Source organism: Streptomyces sp. NPDC055103 (assembly GCF_053607625.1).
The window spans coordinates 1-23058 of sequence record NZ_JBSGTX010000006.1 but is presented as its reverse complement, the minus strand read 5'-3'; the positions used below and the strand labels follow the sequence as shown (position 1 = coordinate 23058).

Below are 23058 nucleotides of genomic sequence, written 5' to 3'. Positions count from 1 at the left end.
CATGCCGACCGCGAGGGACCTTCTTGTGACGACGCAACCGACCCATGAGGATTCGGCAGACCGGAAGACCGGTGCCGGGCGAAGCGCCACCACCGCCACGACCAGTGCCACCACGGCAACAACCACCACCGCCACCCCGCTCAGCCGTGCGATGGACACCATCAAGCGGCTGCGCGGAGAGCTCGAAGAGGCCCGTTCCGGGCAGAGCGGACCGCTCGCCGTCGTCGGCGTCGGACTCCGCCTGCCCGGCGGCATCGTCGACCTCGACGGCTACTGGACCGCGCTGTCCGAGGGCCGCGACCTGGTCGCCCCGATGCCCGACCACCGCAAGGGCCCGTTCGCCGCGGAGTGGGACACCCTCCCGCGCCGGGGCGGCTACCTCGACGAGGTCCTGGAGTTCGACGCCGGGTTCTTCGGCATCAGCCCCCGCGAGGCCCGCAGCCTCGACCCGCAGCACCGCCTGCTCCTCGAAGTGGCCTGGGAGGCCCTGGAGGACGCGGCCTTCGCGCCGGAGTACCTCGCCGGCCTCCGGACCGGCCTGTACGTCGGCGTCACCGGGCAGGACTACCGCGACTGGCAGCCCGCCGGCCAGGAGGACGCCTACTGGCTCACCGGCAACGGCCACTGCTTCGCCGCCGGCCGCATCGCCTACACCATGGGCCTGATGGGCCCGGCCGTCGCCGTCGACACCGCCTGCTCGTCCTCGCTCACCGCCGTCCACCTGGCGGGCCAGGCGCTGCGCCGCGAGGAGTGCGACGTCGCGATCGCCGCCGGCGTCAACCTGATCCTGTCGCCGCGCTCCACCCGCCTCATCCAGCAGACCAACTCCCTCTCCCCGGACGGTCTCTGCAAGACCTTCGACGCCCGCGCCAACGGCTTCACCCGCGGCGAGGGCTGCGGCGTCGTCGTCCTCAAGCGGCTCTCCGAGGCGCTGCGCGACGGCGACCGCGTGCACGCCGTGATCCGCGGCAGCGCCGTCAACCAGGACGGCCGCTCCACCGGCTTCACCGCGCCCAACGTCCGCGCCCAGATCAACCTCATCAAGGCCGCCCTCGACGACGCCGGTCTGACGCCCGCCGCGATCGGCGCCCTGGAGGCCCACGGCACCGGCACCGCGCTCGGCGACCCGATCGAGGTCGAGGCGATCGTCGAGGCCCTCGGCCGCCGCGACGGCGGAGCCCCGCTGCGCATCGGCTCCGTCAAGACGAGCATCGGCCACCTGGAGGCCGCCTCCGGCATCGCCGGACTCATCAGGGGCGTCGCGTCCGTCAAGCGGCGCGCGGTCCCGCCCGTCGTCCACCTGGACACCCTCAACCCCCGCATCGACATCGCGGACACCGGCATCGAGTTCCCGCGCGCCGAGACCCCGTGGACCGGCGAGGACGGCGCGGGCGACTGCCTGGGCATCAGCTCGTTCGGCATGAGCGGCACCAACGCCCACGTGGTGCTCGGCCCGCTCACCGCGGAGGAACTGGCCACGCCCGCCACCGGCTCCGCCCCCGTCACCGGCTTCGAGATCACCGCCCGCAGCGAGGACGCCCTGCGCGCCTGGGCCGGCCGGCTCGCCGACCGTGTCGCCGCGCTGCCGGAGGACGCCTACCCGGCGTTCGCGTACACGGTCACCGAGGGCCGGGCCCGCCACGCCGTCCGCGCCGCGATCACCGCCGGGGACCCGGCCGCCGCCGCGAGCGCCCTGCGCGCCCTCGCCGCCGGTGACACCACCGACGAGGCCGTACTCCTCGACGGCACGGCCCCGTCCGCTGTCCTCCCGCGCCGCGTCGCCGACCTGCCGGCCTACCCGTGGGAGCGGGTCCGGTACGCCCCGGAGACCGCCGCCCCGGCGACGACGTCCCGGGCCACCGCCCCGGCTGCCCGCGAGGCCACCGCCCAGGCCGACGGCCAGGACGCTCCCGCCGCCGAGCCGCTGCCCGCGCTCGCCGTCGAGTGGACCCCGTACGCCCCGGCCGCGACCGCCCCCCGCACCCCGCTGGTCGTCGCCGGTGACGACAGCGCCGCCGTCGCCCTGCTCGCCGAGGCGGCCCGCAGCGCCGGCCGTACCGTCACCGTCCTCGATACCCTCCCCGCCACCACCGAGGAGTGGGCCGCGGCCCGGAACGACCTCCCCGGTGACCTGCTGCTCGCGCTCGCCGCCGCCCCGCTGCCCGCCGGCCTCGACGACACCGCGCCCACCGCGCACGCCGCCGCCCTCTGCGCCGCCGCGACCACCGCCGTCCGCGCCCTCCCGGCCGGCAGCGGACGGGTCCACCTCGTCACGGCGGGCGTCCGCCAGGTGACCGGCTCCGACCCGGTCGCCGCCGCCGACCACGGCGTCCTGCACGGCCTCGCGCCGGTCCTCGCCCTGGAGTTCCCCGACACCTGGGGCGGGATCGTCGACCTGCCGGCCGTCCCGACCGCCGCCGACGCCACCGCCGCCGTCACGGCGCTCGCCGACGGCTCCGCCGAGGACCTGATCGCCGTCCGCGACGGCGCCGCCCACGCGGCCCGACTGCGGCCCGCCGCCGAACCGCTGCGCCCGCTGCCGGTCAGCCCCGGCGCCACGTACGTCCTCACCGGCGGACTCGGCGCGATCGGCACCGGACTGGTCCGCGACCTCGCTGCCCGGGGCGCCCGCCACCTCGTCCTCATCGGCCGCCGCCCGCAGAGCGAACTGCCCGCGGAAGCAAGTGAGTTGCTCGCCGAGCTGACGGCCTCCGGCGTCGAGACCGTCTACGCCTCCGCCGACACCGGCGACGCCACCCGCCTCACGGAGGCCCTCGCCGTCCTCGACGGCATGCCGCCCGTACGCGGAGTCGTGCACGCCGCGGGCAGCATCGACCGACTGCCGCTCGCCGAGGCCGACGCGGACACCTTCGCGACCGCCCTCGCCGGCAAGTTCACCGGCGCGGCCTGGCTGCGCCTGCTCGCCGCCGACTGGCCGCTCGACTTCCTCGTCCACCTCTCCTCCGTCTCGGCGGTCTGGGGCACCGACGGCTACGGCGCCTACGCCGCCGCCAACGGCGGCCTCGACGCCATCGCCGCGCTCTGCGCGGGCGAGGGCGTCCCGGCGACCAGCGTCGCCTTCGGCCCCTGGGACCTCGACGGCATGGCGAGCCCCGAGGCCCGCGCGCTCCTCGCCCGGATGGGCGTCAGCCCGGTGGCCCCCGCCGAGGGCTTCGCGGGACTCGCCGGAAACGGCACGGGCGCGCACACCGTCGCCTGCCGCCTGGACGCCGACCGCTTCCGCACCGTCATGAACTCCGTACGAGCCCGGCCCCTGTTCGACGGCCTCACCGGGGCGGACACGGCCACCGGCGCCACGCCCGAGCCCCCCACCGAGTCCCCGGCCACCGCCTTCGCCCGGGAACTCGCCGAGGCCCCCGAGCACCGCCGCCCCACCCTCGTCACCCGACGCACCCGCGAGGTCCTCGCCGGCATCCTCGGCCACGACGACCCGGCCGCCCTGCCCGAGACCACCGGCTTCCTCGACCTCGGCCTCGACTCGATCATGGCCGTCGACGCGGCTGCCGCGCTCACCGAGGCGCTCGGCGTCGACGTCGGCATCGGCGACGTCTTCGGCCACCCGACCGTGGAGCGGCTCTCCGCCGAGCTGACCGGCCGCCTCGACGGCCGCACCCAGGCCCCCGCGCCCCGCAAGGCCCCGGCGGCCCGCCCCGTACCCGTACAGGCACCGCAGGCGCAGGCCGAGCAGGCCGAGCAGCCCGAGAGCGGGGGGCAGGAGCCCATCGCCATCGTCGGCATGGCCGGCCGCTTCCCCGGCGCCGACTCCGTCGAGGAGTTCTGGTCCCTGCTCGACGAGGGCCGCGACGGCGTCGGACCCGTCCCCGCCGACCGCTGGGACACCGGCACCCTCCACGACCCGGCCGGCGCCCGCCCCGGCTCCATCTCCACCGACCAGGGCGGCTTCCTCCGCGACATCCGCCGCTTCGACGCCGCGTTCTTCGACATTCCGGCCCGCGAGGCCGAGAGCCTCGACCCGCAGCAGCGGCTCCTCCTCGAAGCCGCCTGGCACGCCCTGGAGGACGCGGGAACCGACCCGAAGTCCCTCGCCGGCAGCCGTACCGGAGTCTTCGTCGGCATCTCCAACTCCGACTACGCCCGCGTCCTGGAGAGCGGTGGCCTCGAACCCCTCGACGCCTACTTCGCGACCGGCACCGCGCTGAACGCCGCCGCCGGACGCCTCTCCTACTACCTCGGCGCCCAGGGCCCCGCCCTCGCCGTCGACACCGCCTGCTCGTCCTCGCTCGTCGCCCTGCACCTCGCCGTCCGCTCCCTCCGCTCCGGCGAGACCGACCGGGCCCTCACCGGCGGCGTCAACGTCATCGCCGCACCCTCCTGCTCGGTCGCCGTCAGCCGCGCCCACATGCTCGCCCCCGACGGACGCTGCAAGACCTTCGACGCCTCCGCCGACGGCTTCGTCCGCGCCGAGGGCTGCGGAGTCCTCGTCCTGCGCCGCCTCTCCGACGCCCTGCGCGACGGCGAGCAGGTCCTCGCCGTCATCCACGGCAGCGCCGTCAACCAGGACGGGGCCTCCTCCGGCTTCACCGCCCCCAACGGCACCGCCCAGCGCCAGGTCATCCGCGCCGCGCTCGCCGACGCGGGTGTCGAAGGCGCCGAGATCGGCTACCTGGAGGCGCACGGCACCGGCACCTCCCTCGGCGACCCGATCGAACTCGAAGCCGCCTGGGACGTGTTCGGCCCCGGCCGCCGCCCCGGCGAACCGCTGCTCATCGGCTCCGTGAAGAGCAACATCGGCCACTGCGAGTCCGCCTCCGGCATGGCCTCCGTCTTCAAGACGGTCCTCGCCCTGCGCAACGGCCGCATCCCCGGCGACCTGCACTTCGAGAACCCCAACCCGCACGTGCCGTGGCGCGACATGAACGTCCGCGTCGTCGACTCCCGCGCCACCTGGGCCAGGAGCGACGTCCCGCGCCTCGCCGGAGTCTCCGGCTTCGGCTTCTCCGGCACGAACGCCCACGTCGTCCTCGGCGAGGCACCCGCGCCGGAGACGGTGCAGCCGCCGCGCGACCCCTCCGACGGGCTCCTCCTGCCCCTCTCCGCCCCCGACACCGCCGGCCTCGACCGGCTCACCGAGCAGTGGCGGCGGACCCTGGAGGAGACCCCCGAGGAGGCACTCGCCCAGCTCACGGCCACCGCGGGCGCGGGCAGGGCCCATCTCCCCGTGCGCCGCGCCGTGTTCGGCCGCGACCGCGAGCAGCTGCTCGCCGCGCTCGCCTCGGCGACCCCGGCCGCCGGCCCGGTCAAGGCGCCCAGGGTGGCGTTCCTCTTCTCCGGCCAGGGCGCCCAGTACTTCGGCATGGGACGCGAACTGTACGAGACGGAGCCGGTGTTCAGCGCGGTCTTCGACGCCTGCGACAAGGCCCTCGCCCCGCACCTCGGCGACTCGCTCCTCAACCTCGTCTTCTACGGCGACGACCCGACCGTCGTCAACCAGACCCGCATCACCCAGCCCGCCCTCGTCGCCCTGGAGCTGGCGCTCGCCGCGCTCTGGGAGTCCTGGGGCGTGCGCGCCGTGGCCGTCATGGGCCACAGCGTCGGCGAGATCGCCGCGGCCGTCCACGCCGGGGTGATGAGCCTCGACGACGGCATGACGCTGATCGCCCACCGCGCCCGGCTCATGCAGTCCACCCAGCCCGGCGGGATGCTGTCCGTCCCGGAGGACCCGGAGACCGTGGCCGCCTGGGCCGCCGAGGCCGGAGTGGACGTCGCCGCCGTCAACGGGCCGCGGTCCGTGGTCGTCGCGGGTCCCTCCGACCGGCTCGACGCCCTCGCCGAGCGCCTGCGGAACCAGGGCGTACGGTGCAGGCCGCTGACCGTCTCGCACGCCTTCCACTCCCGGCTGATGGACCCGGTCCTCGACGAGTTCCGACAGGCCCTCGCGGGCCTGGAGTTCGGCGCCCCGAAGCTCCCCGTCATCGCCAACGTCACCGGCACCGAGGCCGGGCCCGACACCTTCACCCCCGCCTACTTCGCCGACCACATCCGCCGCCCCGTCCGGTTCGTCGAAGGCGCCGGCGCGCTGAGCTCCCTCGACGTCGACGTGCTCCTGGAGATCGGCCCCGACCGCACCCTCGTCAACCTCGTCCGCGCCGCCGGACTCACCCCCGAGGGCGGCTCCACGCCCTCCCTGCGACGCGGCGGCCAGGACCGCGCCGTCCTGCTGGGCGCCGCCAAGACGCTCTACGAGCGCGGCCAGAGCCTCGACTGGGCGAAGATCACCGGGACCCGCAGCGACCGGGCCGACGCCCCCCGCTACCCGTTCGCCGACACCGCGTACTGGACCACGGCGGGCAGCCGGGGCACCGACTCCACGGCCGCCACGGCCCGCCGCGCCGGCGCCGGACGCCACTGGGGCGCCGAACTCCGCTCGCCAGGACTCACCGGCCGCGCCTTCTCCTTCGAGCGCAGCTCCGGATTCCCCGCGTACCTCACGGACCACCGCCTCTACGGCACGGTCGTCACACCGGCCGCCTCCCACCTCGCCACCGTCCTGTCCGCCCTCGGCCACGACGGCAGCCCCGTCGTCGTCCGCGACCTGATCTGCCCGCGGGCCCTGGTCATCAAGGACGGCGAGGAGTACGAGGCCCAGATCGTCGTCGACCGGCCCACCGCCGACGGCGGCGCCGAACTCTCCGTACAGAGCCTCCTCGACCCCGAGCGCGGCGTCTGGCAGAAGCACATCGGCGGCCGGTACTCCAGCACCCCGGAGGCCCACCGCCCGCCCGCCGAGAGCCGTACCGCGTTCATCGACTCCAGCGACCGGCACCTGACCCGGACCGAGTTCTACGACTACTTCCGGGAGCTCGGCTACACCCTCGGCCCGTCCTTCCAGTGGATCGACGAGGTGTGGATCCGCGGCGACGAGGCCCTCGTCCGCTACACGATGCCCGCACTCCCCGACGACCCGGCCGGATACGAGCTGTACCCGGGCCTGATCGACTCCTGCTTCCAGTCGATCGCCGTCTTCCTCGTCGACGACGGAGCCGTCGAGGCCCCCTCGCTCGCCATCCCGTTCGCCGCGAAGGAGCTGTCCTTCCACGGCCGACCCATCGTCGAGGGCGGCGAACTGTGGGGCCGGGTGCGCGTCCTGCGCGCCGAACCCCTGCCGAACGACCGGCTGCGCGTCGAGACCGCCGACCTCCACCTGTACGCCAGGGACACGGCGACCGGTGCCGAGCACAGCGTCTTCACGGCCGACGAGTTCCGCATCCGGCACGCCTCCCGGGCCGTCCTGGAGGCCAGCCTCCGCGGCGACGGCCTCGTCCACACCCTGGACTGGGCGCCGCTCCCCGCGACCCCGGCCGCCGGCGCGAAGCTCGACGTCCTGGTCCTCGCGGACGAGGACGGAGCCCCCGAGCTCCTCGCCGCGCTGACCGCCGCCGGACACCGCGCCTCCGTCCACACCGGCCGGCTCCCCGCCCACCCCGACGCCGACCTCGTCGTCGACGCCCGCTGGGCGGCCCCCGGGCAGGCCCCCGGCACGGGCTCCGGCTCCAGCTCCGGCTCCGGCTCCAGCTCCGGCTCCAGCTCCGGCTCCAGCTCCAGCTCCAGCTCCGGCTCCGGCTCCGGTGACGCGGGCGGCGCGGGTGACGCCCTGCACGCGGCACAGACCCTCGCCGCCGCCCTCCGCGCCCTCCCGCAGACCCTGCCCTACCTCCTGGCCGTCGACGGCTCCGCCGGACGCGCCCCGCTCCGCGAGGCCCTCTTCGGCATGGCGACCGCCCTGGAGGCCGAGCAGGCCGACCGCCGCCTCACCCGGGTCCGGCTCGACGCCACCCACTCGGCCCGGCTCCTCGCCGAGCTGATCGGCGCCCTGCCCGGAGAGACCCGGCTCGCGCTGACCGACGACGGCGTCCGCGCCGCCCGGCTCGTCAAGGTCGCCGCCGAACCCGACGGTGACCGCCCCACCGGCGGCGCCCTCGTCACCGGCGGACTCGGGGCCCTCGGCCTCGCCGTCGCCACCGCCCACGCCGCCCGCGGCGGCGACCGGCTCACCCTGATGGCCAGGTCCGCGCCCGGCGACACCGAACAGGGCGTCATCGACACCCTGCGCGCCTCGGGCGTCCGCGTCACCGTCGTCCGCGGCGACGTCACCGACCCCGCCGACTGCGCCGCCGCCGTCGCGGCCGCCACGGCCGACGGACCGCTCGGCACCGTCTACCACCTGGCCGGCGTCAACGCCGACGCCGCCTTCGGCTCCCTCACCGACGCCTCGTACGAGAAGGTCTTCCACGCCAAGGCACGCGGCGCGGACGTCCTCGCCGAGGCGATCACCGGCCACGACCCGCAGGCCCTGGTGCTGTTCTCCTCGGTCTCCGCCGTCCTCGGCGCCGCCGGCCAGGCCAACTACGCCGCCGCCAACGGCTACCTCGACGGCCTCGCCGAACGGCTCCGCGCCACCGGCGTCCCCGCCGTCAGCGTCAACTGGGGCCCCTGGGTCCCGGAGGCGAAGGGCGGCATGGCGGCCGCCGCGGCCGTCGAACGCGCCGCGGGACGGCTCGGCATCCGAGCCCTCTCCGACGCCGACGCGGCCGGCCCGCTCGCCCTCGCGACGGACGCGCCCCTGGCCCGCCTCGTCGTCGTCGGCCTCGACCCCGCCCGGTACGCCGAGCAGAACGCCGGCCACGCCCGCGCCGCCCTCGTCGCCGAACTCACCGGCCCCGCACCGGCCGCCGAACGCCCCGAGACCGACGCCGCCGAAGCGGCCGGCTGGATCACCGAGCGGCTGAGCGGCACGGACGAGGAGGAGCGCGAGCACGAACTGCGCGCCGCCGTCCGCTCGCTCGTCGCACGGATGCTCGGCTCCGACGACGGACTCCCCGCCGACGGCTCCGCCGACGCGGAGGGCTTCAACGAACTCGGCCTCGACTCGATCATGGCGATCGACCTGCGGGCCGCCCTCGCCCACGCCATGGGCAGGGACCTGCCGGCGACCGTCGCCATCGACCACCCGAGCGTCCTGTCCATGAGCGAGTTCCTCCTGGCCGAGGACGCCGCCTCACCGGCCGCCCTCGCCACCACCCCCGCACCGGCGACGAAGCCGGTGTCCGCCCTGGTGCCCAGCACCGCCGACACCCCGCAGGCCGGGCCGTCGTCCGAGGAGCTCGACGAGCTCTCCCTCGACGATCTGCTCCAGGCCGTCCACGACGACCTCTCCCAGGAGCGGTGAGCAGGCGATGAAGGCGATACCGACCCCGATACCCACGAGAACGACCACGGCGACACACACGAACGCAGGAGCAGAGTGATGGCGACCGTCCCCGACACCGCGGCGCTCCGGCAGGTGATCCAGGACCAGCTGAAGCTGTCCCGCCGCCTCAAGGACCGCGTGGCCGAGCTGGAGGCCCGCACCCACGCCCCCGTGGCCGTGGTCGGCACCGCGATGCGGCTGCCCGGCGGCATCGACACCCCCGACGCGTACCGGACGTTCCTCTACGCGCCCGACCCCGACACCCGGGCCGTCGGCCCGATCCCCGCGGACCGCACCGGCCTGCGGTCCGTCTACCACCCCGAGCGCGGCAAGGAGGGCCACTCCTACGTGGACCGCGCCGGGTTCCTCGACGACATCGCCTCCTTCGACGCGGCCTTCTTCGGGATCTCGCAGCGCGAGGCCGAGACCATGGACCCGCAGCAGCGCCTGCTCCTCGAAGTGGCCTGGGAGGCCCTGGAGCGCGGCGGCATCGCCGCCCGCCGCCAGGACCGGCTGCCGATCGGCGTGTTCGTCGGCGTCATGGCCTCCGAGTACGGCCGCAGGTTCGTCCACGACGGCGACTACAGCCGCATCGACCCGTACCACTCCACCGGCAGCGGCCACTGCTTCGTCGCCGGCCGGATCAGCTACGCCCTCGGCCTCTCCGGCCCGGCGACCAGCGTCGACACCGCCTGCTCCTCCTCGCTGGTGGCGATCCACCAGGCGGTACGGGCGCTGCGCGGCGGCGAGTGCGACTACGCGCTCGCCGGCGGCGCCAACCTGATCCTCGGCCCCGACCTGATGGTCTCCCTGTGCCAGGGCGAGGCCCTCTCGCCCGGCGGCAGGTCCCGGAGCTTCCTCGCCGACGCCGACGGCTACGGCCGGGGCGAGGGCGTCGGCATGGTCGCCCTGATGCGGCTCGACGACGCCCTCGCACAGGGCCGGCCGGTCCTCGCCGTCGTCCGCGGCAGCGCCGTCAACCACGACGGGGCCTCCTCCGGCTTCACCGTGCCGAGCGGCCCCGCCCAGCAGGAGGTGATCCGGGCGGCGCTCGCCGACGCCCGGGTCGCCCCCGGCACCGTCGGCTACGTCGAGGCCCACGGCACCGGCACCGCCCTCGGCGACCCCATCGAGGTCGGCGCCCTGGACGCCGTCCTCGGCACCGGCGCGGGGGAGCGGACCACCCCCGTCGCCCTCGGCAGCGTCAAGGCCCGGATCGGACACCTGGAGGCCGCCGCCGGCATCGCCGGCGTCCTGAAACTGGTCCTCATGCTCGGCGACGGCACCGTCCCCGCGGGCGCCCAGCCCGGCGACGGACGGCTCAACCCCCTCATCCCCTGGGACCGGATCGCCCTCACCGTGCCCCGGGAAGCGGCACCGTGGGAGGGCGCGCCCGAGGACCGCACCGCCGGCATCAGCGCCTTCGGTCTCTCCGGGACCAACGCCCACGCCGTGCTCTCCGCATACCACCCGGCGCCCGCCGCCCCCGCCGACGTACCGGCGCACCACCCGGAGCTGCTCACCCTGTCGGCCAAGGACCCCCGGGCGCTCGCCGAGCTGTCCGAGCGGGTACGGGAAGCGCTGACCGGCCTCGACGCCGCCGGTGCCGCCTCGCTCTGCCACACCCTGCGCGCCGGCCGGGTCCACTTCGGCCACCGGCTCGCCGTCGTCGGCACCGACGCGGCCGCCCTCGCCGACGCGCTCGCCGCCGGGCAGCCGGCGGACGGCGCGCCCTCCGCCGACCGCGTCGTCCTCACCACCGGCACCGACACCGGCCTCCTGGACGACGCGCTGACCGAACTGGCCCGCCACCACCCCGCACTGGCCGGCACCATCGACGCGGAGGGCACGCCCGCCACCCGGCTCCGGGCCGTCCTGACGCTCCTCGGCGTCAAGACGACCCTCGCCACCGGCGGCGACACGGGCGACCGGGCCGGTGCCCGCCTCACGGCCGGCGGGCGGACCCTGCCGCTCACGGGCACCGCCCCCGAGGACGCGCCCCGCCTCCTCGCCGAGGCGCTGGCCGCGCTCTACCGGGGCGGCGCGCCCCTGCGGCTCGACCACCTCGGCGCGCCCGGTGCCGTGTTCGTCGACGCGCCGACCTACCCCTTCCAGCGCAAGCGGTTCTGGATCGAGGAGACGGCCCCCGAGCCGGCGCACGCCGTACCGGTCCCGGTCGCCCCCACCCGTACCGCGCCGCTCGACCGGGCCGAGATCGGCGCCTATCTGACCACCGAACTCGCCGCCGTCCTCAAGGCGGACGGGGCGCTCGCCCCCGACGTGCCGTTCTGCGAGGTCGGCGGCGACTCCTTCACCGCGATGCTCCTCACCAAGAGCGTCGAGCAGCAGTACGGAGTGGAACTGCCCACCCTGGACTGCCCGGTGGAGATGCCGGTGGCCGAACTCCTCGCCCACCTCAGCGAACAGGTCTGCGTCGCCATGGGGGTGGACGCGTGACCGTCGCGAGGAGCCCGTTCCTGCGGCCCCGCCCGGTCGACGAGCCGGCGGTCCGGCTGATCGGCTTCCACCACGCGGGCGGGTCCGCGGCCGTCTACTACCCCTTCGTCCGCCATCTGCCCGCCGACTGGGACCTGCTCCTGCTCGACCTGCCGGGCCGCGGCAGGCGGGCGGCCGCACCCCAACTGGACGACATGACCGAGGTGGTGGAGACCGTCGTCGCCGACGTCCTGCCGTGGGCGGACGACGAAGCGCCGCTCGCCCTCTTCGGCCACAGCATGGGCTCCGTGGTGGCCCTGGAGACCGCCCGGGCCCTGGAGGCCCTCGGCCGGTACCCGGTGTGGACCGGGGTGTCGGGGCGGGTCGCGCCCCTGCACCCCGGCGTCGGAGCCGTACCCCTGCACGCCCTCGACGACGACGCGCTCCTCGACGTGATGCTGGACCTCGGCGGCATGCCCGAACGGGTCACAGAGGCGAGCGAGTTCCTCGACCGGTTCCTGCGGACCGTCCGCGCCGACCTCAAGGCCGTCGACAACTACCGCCCCGCGCCGGGCCGTTCGCCGCTCAGCTCACCGCTGACGGTGTTCGGCGGCACCCAGGACGCCTGGGCCCCCGCCTCCGCCATGCACCTGTGGCGCCGCGAGACGGGCGGGCGCTTCGCCCAGAAGTTCTTCCCGGGAGGCCACTTCTACTTCCTGGACTCCGGCTTCCCGGCCCTGACGGACCAAGTGGTCGGCCAGATCGAGACCTGCCTCGACCCGGCGGACGACGTACAGGTCGCCTAGGCCCTCTCCGCCGTACAGGGCCTGGGCGCCCACCGCACGACAGCAGCAGTCGCACCACCACACACGCATCAGACCAGACCGGACCAGAACAGAGGGAGAACACAATGCGCTGGGACAACCTGCACGTCGCCGGACTCGGGGCCTACCTTCCGGAGCAGGTCGAGACCGCCGCCGAGGCCGTCGCCGCCGGCCGCTACGACGCCGAGGAGGCCACCTCCAACGGCATCCGCGCCGTCCGCGTGGCCCGCGCCGACGAGCCCGGCCCCGTCATGGCCGCCCACGCCGGCCGCCAGGCCGTCGAGCGCGCCGGCCGGCCCCACGAGGAGTACGACATCGTCCTCCACGGCTGCGTGGGCCACCAGGGCCAGGACTTCTGGACGCCCGTCAACTACGTACAGAACGAGACCGTCGGCGGCACCGGCCTCTCCCTGGAGATCCGGCAGGGCTCCAACGGCGGCCTCGCGGGCCTGGAGATCGCCGCCTCGCACCTCGCGAGCCGCAGCAAGCCCGCCGCCGCCCTCGTCACCACCGGCGACGCCTTCCGGCTGCCGTACTTCGACCGCTGGGGCTCCGACAGCCAGCAGGCGTACGGCGACGGCGCCGGCGCCCTCGTCCTCTCCAACCAGGGCGGCTTCGCCCGCCTCAAGTCCACCGCGACCTACACGGACTCCTCCCTGGAGCCCATCTACCGCGGCACGACGGGCTGGACCGACGGCCCGTTCCTCGACGGCAAGCCCGTCGACCTGCGCACCCGCAAGTCCGACTACCTCCTCAAGGAGGAAGGCGCCTACGACCACGTCATCCAGCAGATGACGAAGAACGCCTCCCAGGTGCTCCAGGAGGCGCTCGACGACGCGGACGCCAAGCTGTCCGACGCCCGCTTCTTCGTCCACGCCAACATCGCGGAGACGATCGCTCAGTTCTCGTTCTACTCGCTGCTCGGCGTGGACCGCGCCACCACCACCTACGACTGGGGCCAGGACTACGGCCACATGGGCGCCGGCGACCAGCTCATCGGCATGAACCACGTGGTGGAGGCCAGGAACCCGCAGCCCGGCGACCTCCTGGTCACCATGGGCGTCGGCGTCGGCTTCATGTGGACCGTCGCCGTCCTGGAGTTCACCGAGTCGCCCCAGTGGTGACGCCCCGCCACCGTCAGCGCGGCCAGGTCACTGGTCCCAGAGGAACCGCAGACCCGCGTTGACCAGGAAGATCCCCACGAACGCCGCCGCCCAGCCCTGCCTCCCCGAGGCGGCGAGGGCGGCGGCGCCGCTTCCGAACCACAGCACCTCAAGGAGCACCCGGCCGCCACCGTGCACCGGGTACGTGGCGCGCGGCGCCCCGAACAGCGCCCACACGGCGATCAGACCGATCGGCACACCCACGCCGAGGAGCAGCTTCAGCGGCCACTTGTCGGTGGTGGTGAACCCCCACAGGGCGACCGCCGCGTACACCGAGAGTTCCAGCAGGAACATCACGAGCAGGTTGAAGGCCTTGAGGGACGAGAGCATGAGGGACTCCTAGAGCGTGCGGGTGCGGGCGGGTCAGACCGTCAGATCGGTACGGAGCGTGAAGCGGGTCAGCCGGGGGTCGGAGCTGAGGATGGCGCGCTGGAGCTCCTGGAGCCGCGGCGACGGCTCCACCCCCAGCTCCTCCACGAGGAAGCCGCGGAGCGCCGTGAACGCCTCCAGGGCACGCCACTGCTGACCGGACCGGTAGAGCGCCGTCATGTACTGGGCGCACAGGTTCTCGTGCATCGGGTGGCGGGCGGTCAGCACCGCCAGCTCGCTGAGCAGCGCGTGGTGCCGGCCGAGCGCGAGATCGGCCTCGACGCGGGACTCCACCACACACAGGTGACTCTCCTCCAGGCGCGTGACCTCCACGCCGAGCCGCAGCCCGTGGTGCACGTCGACCAACGCCCGGCCACGCCACACCGCGAGCGACTGCCGCAGCAGACGCGAGCCCGTCTCCCGGTCACCCAGGTCGAGCGCCCGCCGCCCGGCGGCCGCGAGCCGCTCGAAGGCGTGCACGTCGACCTCCTCCGGCGTGATGTCGAGGAGATAGCCGCCGTAACGGGTCGCCAGCACGTCCTTCGCCCGGCGCGGGCCCTCCGGCGGCAGCGCCGCCTCGATGCGCTTGCGCAGCTGGAGGATGTACGTCTGCAGCGTCGTCTGCGCGCTCCTCGGCGGCTCCATGTCCCACAGCTCCTCCATGAGCGTGGGCACCGGCACTATCTGGCCGGCCTGCAGGGCAAGCAGCGCGAGGATCTGCCGGGGCTTGCCGGCGGTCGGCAGGAGCGCGACCCCGTTCTCCGAAGCCTCGAAGGACCCCAGGACCTTGATGTCCATGCAGCTCCACCCCTCCACTCGCCAGCTCTCATGGTGCTACCGAGTCTGGCCCGCCCGCCCGCCGTGACGACAGTGCCCTGGTCACCGGCCTCCCATGAACCCCGAACGTGCCGATGCATGAGAAATCCATGGTCCGTACGAGGGCGCTGGACGTGAGTACGAGTCCGGCTCAAGCGCCGCCGCCGACGATCGGCCCGTACCGACGAGCTGTCCGCACACCGAGGACAGGACGGCCCGGCCGACGGAGGCGCGCGCGTGAGGAGAGATCATTGACCACGGTATCCAGCCCGGCGGATCGTGAAACCCGGAAGTCGCCACTGGAATCACTGCGCGCACTGCGCGCCGGCGGCACACTGGCCGAGAACTACCCGTCCGTCGCCCCGCTCCTCGCCGCCATGGTCTCCGGCGGCGCGGACGCCGACTTCCGGCGCGCCGGCAACCTCCTCGTCCAGCTCGACCGGCAGGCCGTCCTCACGGCCCGCCCCGAGACCGAGACCGCGGTCGTCGCCCTCACCGGACACTCCACGATCGGCGGCGTACGAGCGCCGCTGACCGCCGAGTTCGCCCGCCACGGCGTCCTCGTCGAGGACCGTCTCGGCGACTTCGACGCCTATCTGCGCGACCTGCGCGACCCGGCGAGCGCCCTGCACGCCCCCGACGTCGACCTGGCCCTGTGGATCCTCGACCCGCAGACCCTCCTCGACGAGATGGGCACGCCCTGGCAGGCCGACGACCTCGTACGGACCGCCGAGCGCAAGCTCGCCCAGATCGAGAGCCTCGCCACCGCCTTCACCGGGAACGCCACGGCCGCGCTGGTCCTCAACACCGTGCCGCTGCCCCGCAGCGTCACGCACCAGCTCATCGACCACGAGTCCCGGGCCCGCGCCGGCATCGCCTGGCGCGACTTCAACAGCGGCCTCCTGCGCCTCGCCCTCGGCAACCCCCGGATCCACGTCGTCGACCTCGACCCGGTCGTCGCCTCCGGCGTCCCGCTCGACGAGCCCCGCATGGCCGCCTACGCCAAGGCCAGCCTCGGCGACGACCTGCTCGCCCGCTACGCCCGGGAGGTCGCCCACCTCTCCCGCATGCTGCGCGGCCGGACGAAGAAGGTCCTCGTCGTCGACGCCGACAACACCCTCTGGGACGGGATCCTCGGCGACGACGGCCCCGACGGCATCGCCGCCGCCACCACCTTCCGCGGCGAGGCCTTCGGCAACTTCCAGCGGGTCGTCAAGCAGATCGGCACCCAGGGCATCCTGCTCGCGGTCAGCAGCAAGAACGACCACGAGCCGGTCGTCCAGGTCCTCAAGGACCACCCCGACATGGTGCTGCGCGAGGCCGACTTCGCCCGCGTCAACGCCAACTGGCAGCCCAAGGACGCCAATCTCCTGGACATCGCCGAGAAGCTCAACCTCGGCGTCGACAGCTTCGTCTTCGCCGACGACTCGCCCTTCGAGTGCGGCCTGGTCGCCGACAGCCTCCCGCAGGTCGCCGTCGTCCGCCTCGACGAAGAACCCGCCCTGCACATCGAGAAGCTCCTCGCCGACGGCTGGTTCGACACCGCCCGCCTCACCGACGAGGACCGGGCGCGGGCCGCGCTCTACCGCACCGAGTCCGAGCGCGCCGAACTCCTCGAGAACGCCGGCTCCATGGAGGAGTACCTCGAAGGGCTCGGCGTCCGCGTCCGGCTCGCCGAGGCCGGCCCGGGTGACATCGACCGGGTCGCGCAACTCTCCCTGCGGACGAACCAGTTCAACCTGACGACCGTACGGCTCACGGCGGAGGAGGTGGCCGCCCGGGTCGACGACCCCGACCACCTCGTCCTCGCGATCCGCTCCGGCGACCGCTTCGGCGACAACGGCGTCGTCGGCGCCGTCTTCGCCCGCCGCACCGGCGACGACGACGGCCATGACCTCCGGATCGACAACATGCTGCTCTCCTGCCGGGTCTTCGCCCGCGGCATCGAGCAGACCGCGATCGCGAGCCTCCTCGCCCACGCCGCCGCCACCGGCGCCCGGGCCGTCCTCGCGAGCTACCGGCCGACCGCCAAGAACAAGAACGTCCGGGAGTTCTGGCCCTCCATGGGCTTCGTCCCCACGCCGCCCGCCTCGACGGCGGACGGCGAACTCCCCTTCCGTCGCGACCTGGAGAACCTCCCGGTCGTCCCCTCCCACATCCTGCTCGACTCCACCCTGGAAGGCACCGCGTCATGACCAAAGAGGACTTCATCCACCTGGTACGCGACGAGCTCGACCTGCCGCTCGGCGTCGACGACCTCTCCGCGGACTTCGACCACGTCGTGAGCTGGGACTCGATGCACATGCTGCGGCTCGTCGCCGCCGTCGAGCGCGAGACCGGCTCCCGCGTCCCCGTCGGCAAGCTGCTGGCCGACCGCAGCCTGTCCGCCATCTACGAGCGCATCAGCGCGGCGTGAACCGCCGAGGATTCCAGCAGAGGCAGGAGAGAACCCCATGAGTATCGACGCCCGGGACACCGCTCGGGACACCGCTCGGGACGCCCGGCCCGTGTCGCCCGAGGCGCCGGCCGGCCAGGCCGCCGCCGGCCCGGACGCCCCCGCCACCGGCAAGCGCGGACTGATCCTCGCCGTCGTCGCCGTCGCCCAGCTCGTCTGCGTCCTCGACGCGACCATCGCCAACGTGATGCTTCCCCAGCTCCGCGGCGACCTCGGGCTCGGCACGGCGGGCCTGCAGTGGGTCATGAACATCTACGTGCTGCTCTTCGGCGGCCTCATGCTGCTGGGCGGCCGCCTCACCGACGTCTTCGCCCGCCGCACCGTCCTGGTCAGCGGCATCGCCCTGTTCACCCTCGGCTCCCTCGCCGCTGCCACCGCCGACAGCGGCGGCATGCTGCTGACCGGCCGCGGCCTCCAGGGCATCGGCGCCGCCGTCCTCTCGCCGGCCGCCCTCTCCATCCTGGTCACGACCTACCCCGAGCCCGCCGAGCGCGCCAAGGCCCTCGGCGTCTGGGGCACCGTCATGGGCGTCGGCGCCAGCCTCGGCACCCTGCTCGGCGGCGCCGTCACCGACATCGACTGGCGCTGGGCGTTCCTCATCAACGTCCCCATCGGGCTGCTGCTGATCGCCGCCGCGTTCCTGTACGTCCCGAAGATCGTCCGCACCGGCGCCCGCCCGCCCGCCGACGTCGCGGGCGCCCTCACCGGCACCCTCGGCCTGCTCGCGCTGGTCTTCGGCATCGTCACCGCCGGCGCGGAGGGCTGGACCGACCCGACCGCCCTCGGCTCGCTCGCCGCCGCCGTCGTGCTGCTCGCCGCGTTCGTCCGGGTGGAGGCCACCGCCAAGGCGCCGCTGCTGCCCCTGCACCTGCTGCGCCGCCGGTCCGTCGCGACCGGCACCGTCGCCCAGCTGATCACCGCGGGCCTGATGCTGCCGGCCTTCTTCATGCTGCCGCAGTACATGCAGCTCGGCCTCGGCTACACCCCGATGGAGGTCGGCCTCGCCTACATCCCGACCTGCCTCGCGATGCTCGGCGTGTCCGGCGCCGTCCCGGTGCTCATCGCCAAGTTCGGGCCCCGCGTCCCGTACGTCATCGGCACCGTCCTGCTCGCCGTCATGCTGGTCCTGATGCTCGGCGCCGAGACCACCAGCGGCTACTGGTCGCTGCTGCTGCCCGTCACCGCGCTCCTCGGCGTCGGCCTGGTGCTCTGCATGATGACGGCCCCGGTCGTCGGCACCCAGGACGCGTCGGAGCAGGACGCGGGCACCACCTCCGCCATCCTGAACGCCTCCACCGAGGTCGGCGGCGCCCTCGCCCTCGCCGTCACGGCGACCGTCGTCGGCTCCCGCCTCGCCGAGCTCACGGCCGAGGGCGTCGGCACCGCCGAGGCGTTCACCGAGGCGCTCCAGAGCGGCTTCCTGGTCCTCTTCGTCTGGATCGCCGCCAACCTGGCCATCGCCCTCCTCGGGTTCGCCGGCCGCCCGGCGGCCACCGAAGAGCCGAAGTCCTGACCGGCGCCGCCGGGCGGCCCCCCACCCGCCCGGCGGCCCTTCCTCCTCCGGATCCGCACCGGACCGAGGAGATCCCCAGCCCGCTCTCTCCGCGCAGAGAGGCAGACAGATGCTCCAGCAACGCCACCGGCCCGCGGCCTCGGACACCACCGCCGCCACCGTCGTCGCCGCCACAGCCCCCGCGCCCACCGCCGCGACACCCGCGCCGGTCGCCCCGGGCGGCGGCCCCGTCGCCCTCCTCCTCGGAGCGGCGGCACCCCACCGGCACCCCGGCGAGGCCGCCGCCAACTCCACCCTCCTGGAGACCTGGTCGAGCGGGGTACGCACCTGGGTCCTCGACCGCGCGGAGCTGCTCGCCGCCCGCGGCCCCGAGGCCCGGATCCTCTCCGACGAGTCCACCGGACTCGCCGACGTCCACACCGAGGAGTGCGTGGCCTGGGCCCGCGACCGGCAGGCCGCCGGCCACCGCTTCGACGTCGTCCTCGGACTGCGCGAGGACGTCCAGCCCGCCGCCGCCGGCCTCGCCGCCGCCCTGGACCTGCCCGGCAACCCTCCGGACGCCGTCCGCCGCGTCCAGGACACCGGCGCCCGGCTCGCCGCCCTCGCCGCCGGCGGGTTCCTCGTCGACGAGGACCCCGACCGGGCCCCCGAGGGCACCGCCCTCACCGCCGTCGGCGCCTTCGTCTCGGGCCGCCCCCACGTCTTCCTCCTCGCCACACCCACCGAGGACGGCTGGGCCCCCGCCACCGGACTGCCCCACGCCCCCCAGGCCCTCGCCGCGGAGGCCGCCGCGGCCGTCCTCCACCTCGGACTCCGCTTCGGCGTCTTCCGGGTGGACCTGCGCGCCACCGACCGGGGCATCGCCGTCTCGGACGTCCGCCTCACCCTCGAAGGCCCCGGCCTCCAGGCCCACCTGGCCCGGACGCTGCCCGGCGTCGAGCTCTTCAACCTCGTGTACGACGACGCCCTGGGCCGCCCGGCGGCCCTCCCGGCAACGCCCCTCGCCCCGGCCGCCCAGCCGCCCACCGCCCCCTCGACGGCACCCCCGTTCGTGCTCCTCGCGGGCGAACCCGAGGCAGCGGCGGCCGAGCCCCACATATGCCGTGGCACCGACTGAGACCGACCGGTCCGACCGAACGAGAGCCGGAGACCCCGAATGACCACCGAGCTCGTCCAGCTGCTCACCCCCGAGGGCCTTCGGGTCGACCACCCCGAGTACGGCGTCGACCCGAGCGCGGAGGAACTGCGCGGCCTCCACCGTGACATGGTGCTGGCCCGCCGCCTCGACGCCGAGGCCGTCACCCTGCAACGCCAGGGCGAGCTGGCCCTGTGGCCCTCGCTGCTCGGCCAGGAGGCCGCCCAGATCGGCTCCGCCCGCGCCCTGCGGCGCCGGGACCACGTCTTCCCCAGCTACCGCGAGCACGGCGTGGCCCTGGTCAGGAACGTCGACCCGGCCCACCTCCTCGCGCTGTTCCGCGGCGCCAGCAACGGCAGTTGGGACCCCGCCGAGAACAACTTCCACCTCTACACCCTCGTCATCGGCTCGCAGGTCCTGCACGCCACCGGCTACGCGATGGGCGTGGCCAAGGACGGCGCCGACACCGCCGTCATCGCCTACTTCGGCGACGGCGCCTCCAGCCAGGGCGACGTGGCGGAGGCCTTCACCTTCGGCGCGGTCTACGACGCCCCGGTCGTCTTCTTCTGCCAGAACAACCAGTGGGCCATCTCCGAGCCCACCGAACGCCAGATGCGCGCCCCGCTCTACCGGCGCGCCCCGGGCTTCGGCTTCCCCGGCGTCCGTGTCGACGGCAACGACGTCCTCGCGTGCCTGGCCGTCACCCGCGCCGCCCTCGACCACGTACGAACCGGCTCGGGACCGATGTTCGTCGAGGCGTACACGTACCGCATGGGCGCCCACACGACCTCCGACGACCCGACCCGCTACCGCGACGAGGCGGAGGTCGAGGAGTGGCGCGCCAAGGACCCGATCCTGCGGCTCCGCCGGCTCCTGGAGCGCGAGGGCCACGCCGACGAGGCGTGGTTCGCCGCCCTCGACGAGGAGGCGGAGGCGCTCGCGCGGCGCGTCCGCGAGATCGTCAGGACGATGCCCGATCCCGACCCGATGACGATGTTCGACAGCGTGTACGCGGACGGGCACGCGCTCGTCGACGAGGAACGTGCCCGGTTCGCCGCCTACCAGGCGTCCTTCGAGGACGCCGGACGGAGCAACTAGTCATGGTCACGAAGAGCCTTCCCGTGGCGAAGGCGCTCAACGAAGCCCTGCGCGCGGCGCTGGAGGCCGACCCCAAGGTCCTGCTCATGGGCGAGGACATCGGAAAGCTCGGCGGCGTCTTCCGCGTGACCGACGGTCTGCAGAAGGACTTCGGCGAGAGCCGTGTCATGGACTCGCCGCTCGCCGAGTCGGGCATCGTCGGCACGGCGATCGGTCTGGCCCTGCGCGGCTACCGGCCGGTCGTGGAGATCCAGTTCGACGGTTTCGTCTTCCCCGCGTACGACCAGATCGTCACGCAGCTCGCGAAGATGCACGCCCGCTCCCAGGGGAAGGTGCGCCTGCCCGTCGTGATCCGCATCCCGTACGGCGGCGGCATCGGCGCGGTCGAGCACCACTCCGAGTCACCGGAGGCGCTGTTCGCGCACGTCGCGGGCCTGCGGATCGTGTCGCCCTCGACCTCGTCGGACGCGTACTGGATGCTGCGGCAGGCCATCGAGAGCGACGACCCGGTCATCTTCTTCGAGCCGAAGCGCCGCTACTGGGACAAGGGCGAGGTCACCGTGCCCGACAGCGGCTCCGCCGCGGGCTCCGCCGCCCCCGGCGAGCTGCACAGGGCGCGGGTCGCCCGCGCCGGCACCGACGTCACCCTCGCCGCCTACGGCCCGATGGTGAAGGTCTGCCTCCAGGCCGCCGTCGCGGCCGAGGAGGAGGGCAGGTCCATCGAGGTCCTCGACCTCCGCTCGATGTCCCCGATCGACTTCGACACCGTCCAGGCCTCGGCCGAGAGGACCGGCCGGCTGGTCGTCGTCCACGAGGCCCCGGTCTTCTTCGGCGCGGGCGCGGAGATCGCCGCCCGGATCACCGAGCGCAGCTTCCACCACCTGGAGGCTCCCGTTCTGCGGGTCGGCGGCTACCACGCGCCGTATCCGCCGGCGCGCCTGGAGGAGGAGTACCTGCCGGGCCTCGACAGGGTGCTCGACGCGGTCGACCGCTCGCTGGCGTACTGAGGGAAAGAGATCATGGCTATTCGCGAATTCAGGATGCCCGACGTGGGGGAGGGGCTGACCGAGGCCGACATCCTCACCTGGTACGTCAAGCCGGGTGACCCCGTGGTGGACGGGCAGGTCGTGTGCGAGATCGAGACGGCGAAGGCGGCGGTGGAACTCCCCGTCCCCTTCGACGGGGTCGTACGGGAGATCGGCTTCCCGGAGGGGACGACGGTGGACGTCGGCGCCGTGATCATCTCGGTCGACACGGAGGCCATGGCAGGTGCCGTGACAGGAGTCGTGGCGGAGGTCCTGCCGGAGAAGCCGACGGAGAGGGAGACGGCGAAAGCGACGGAGAAGGTGCCGGCGGCCGGCACGGGACAGCCGGAACGCCGACCCGTGCTCGTCGGCTACGGCGTCATGGAGGCCTCCGCGAAGCGCCGCCCCCGCAAGCCGGCGCACGGCACGTCCCCCGCGGGCCGGGGGCCCGCCGCCGGACCGCGCCCGCTGGCCAAGCCCCCCGTCCGCAAGCTGGCCAAGGACCTCGGGGTCGACCTGACGGTCGTCCGCCCCTCCGGCGGGGGAGGCACGATCACGCGCGCCGACGTGCACGCCGCCGCCGTGGTCGACATCGGCACCCGCGAGGTCGTGACACAGCCGGCCGCGGCGCCCGCGGCCCCCGCGGCCGTCCTGCCGGACGCCCGGGAGATCCGTATCCCCATCAAGGGTGTGCGGAAGGTGACGGCGGCGGCGATGGTCGGTTCGGCGTTCACGGCCCCGCATGTCACGGAGTTCGTGACGTTCGACATCACGCGGACGATGAAGCTGGTCGAGGAGCTGAAGTCCGACAAGGACATGTCGGGGCTGCGGGTCAATCCGCTGCTTCTCATCGCGAAGGCCGTGCTGGTCGCGGTGAAGCGGAACCCGGAGATCAACGCTGCCTGGGACGAGGCGGCGCAGGAGATCGTGCTCAAGCGGTACGTGAACCTGGGCATCGCCGCGGCCACCCCGCGCGGTCTGATCGTGCCGAACAT

At 74.3% G+C, this 23058-nt stretch carries 12 protein-coding genes and 1 pseudogene; 11 read left to right on the top strand and 2 right to left on the bottom strand.

The window, feature by feature from the left end; genetic code table 11:
* The first annotated feature begins 25 nt into the window (after positions 1-25).
* The 4 genes from ACWFR1_RS05925 to ACWFR1_RS05910 all read left to right on the top strand — a co-directional run bounded on the left by ACWFR1_RS05925 (position 26) and on the right by ACWFR1_RS05910 (position 13613).
* On the top strand, positions 26-9208 hold the full coding sequence (locus ACWFR1_RS05925; protein ID WP_453546929.1) for an SDR family NAD(P)-dependent oxidoreductase: 9183 nt from the start codon (positions 26-28) through the stop codon (positions 9206-9208).
* A gap of 78 nt (positions 9209-9286) precedes the next feature.
* A complete protein-coding gene (locus ACWFR1_RS05920; protein ID WP_453546927.1) occupies positions 9287-11686 on the top strand; it encodes a beta-ketoacyl synthase N-terminal-like domain-containing protein in 2400 nt (799 codons plus the stop codon).
* Positions 11683-12471 carry a thioesterase II family protein gene (locus tag ACWFR1_RS05915; protein WP_453546925.1) on the top strand — a complete coding sequence of 263 codons (789 nt, stop codon included), beginning with the start codon at positions 11683-11685 and terminating at the stop codon, positions 12469-12471. The genes ACWFR1_RS05920 and ACWFR1_RS05915 overlap by 4 nt, the downstream gene beginning before the upstream one ends.
* A gap of 104 nt (positions 12472-12575) precedes the next feature.
* Entirely contained in the window at positions 12576-13613 is a 1038-nt protein-coding gene (locus ACWFR1_RS05910; RefSeq protein WP_453546923.1) for a ketoacyl-ACP synthase III family protein, read from the top strand.
* Between the two features lie 27 nt (positions 13614-13640).
* Here the strand turns inward: ACWFR1_RS05910 and ACWFR1_RS05905 are convergent, their stop codons facing one another.
* Together ACWFR1_RS05905 and ACWFR1_RS05900 are read right to left on the bottom strand one after the other, a co-directional pair.
* A complete protein-coding gene (locus tag ACWFR1_RS05905) occupies positions 13641-13982 on the bottom strand; it encodes a YrdB family protein (protein ID WP_453546921.1) in 342 nt (113 codons plus the stop codon).
* 33 nt (positions 13983-14015) lie between these two features.
* Complete coding sequence (locus ACWFR1_RS05900) at positions 14016-14819, bottom strand: AfsR/SARP family transcriptional regulator (RefSeq protein ID WP_024761883.1); 804 nt, start codon at positions 14817-14819, stop codon at positions 14016-14018.
* Between the two features lie 269 nt (positions 14820-15088).
* Here ACWFR1_RS05900 and ACWFR1_RS05895 point away from each other — a divergent pair, with 269 nt between their 5' ends.
* The 7 genes and pseudogenes from ACWFR1_RS05895 to ACWFR1_RS05865 form a co-directional block, all read left to right on the top strand.
* A complete protein-coding gene (locus ACWFR1_RS05895; RefSeq protein ID WP_453546919.1) occupies positions 15089-17032 on the top strand; it encodes an HAD-IIIC family phosphatase in 1944 nt (647 codons plus the stop codon).
* Positions 17029-17253 (top strand): phosphopantetheine-binding protein, encoded by a 225-nt coding sequence (locus ACWFR1_RS05890; protein ID WP_453546917.1) that lies wholly within the window; start codon positions 17029-17031, stop codon positions 17251-17253. The genes ACWFR1_RS05895 and ACWFR1_RS05890 overlap by 4 nt, the downstream gene beginning before the upstream one ends.
* A 37-nt stretch (positions 17254-17290) precedes the next feature.
* Complete coding sequence (locus tag ACWFR1_RS05885) at positions 17291-18805, top strand: MFS transporter (RefSeq protein ID WP_453546914.1); 1515 nt, start codon at positions 17291-17293, stop codon at positions 18803-18805.
* 109 nt (positions 18806-18914) lie between these two features.
* Positions 18915-19922, top strand: a complete 1008-nt coding sequence (locus ACWFR1_RS05880; protein ID WP_453546911.1) for a hypothetical protein — start codon at positions 18915-18917, stop codon at positions 19920-19922.
* A 48-nt stretch (positions 19923-19970) separates the two neighbouring features.
* A pseudogene (gene pdhA, locus ACWFR1_RS05875) lies at positions 19971-21038 on the top strand (pyruvate dehydrogenase (acetyl-transferring) E1 component subunit alpha); the annotation flags it as partial.
* 2 nt (positions 21039-21040) lie between these two features.
* On the top strand, positions 21041-22045 hold the full coding sequence (locus ACWFR1_RS05870; RefSeq protein WP_453546909.1) for an alpha-ketoacid dehydrogenase subunit beta: 1005 nt from the start codon (positions 21041-21043) through the stop codon (positions 22043-22045).
* A 12-nt stretch (positions 22046-22057) separates the two neighbouring features.
* Positions 22058-23058: dihydrolipoamide acetyltransferase family protein (locus ACWFR1_RS05865; RefSeq protein ID WP_453546906.1), on the top strand; the 1001-nt coding region annotated here is incomplete at its 3' end.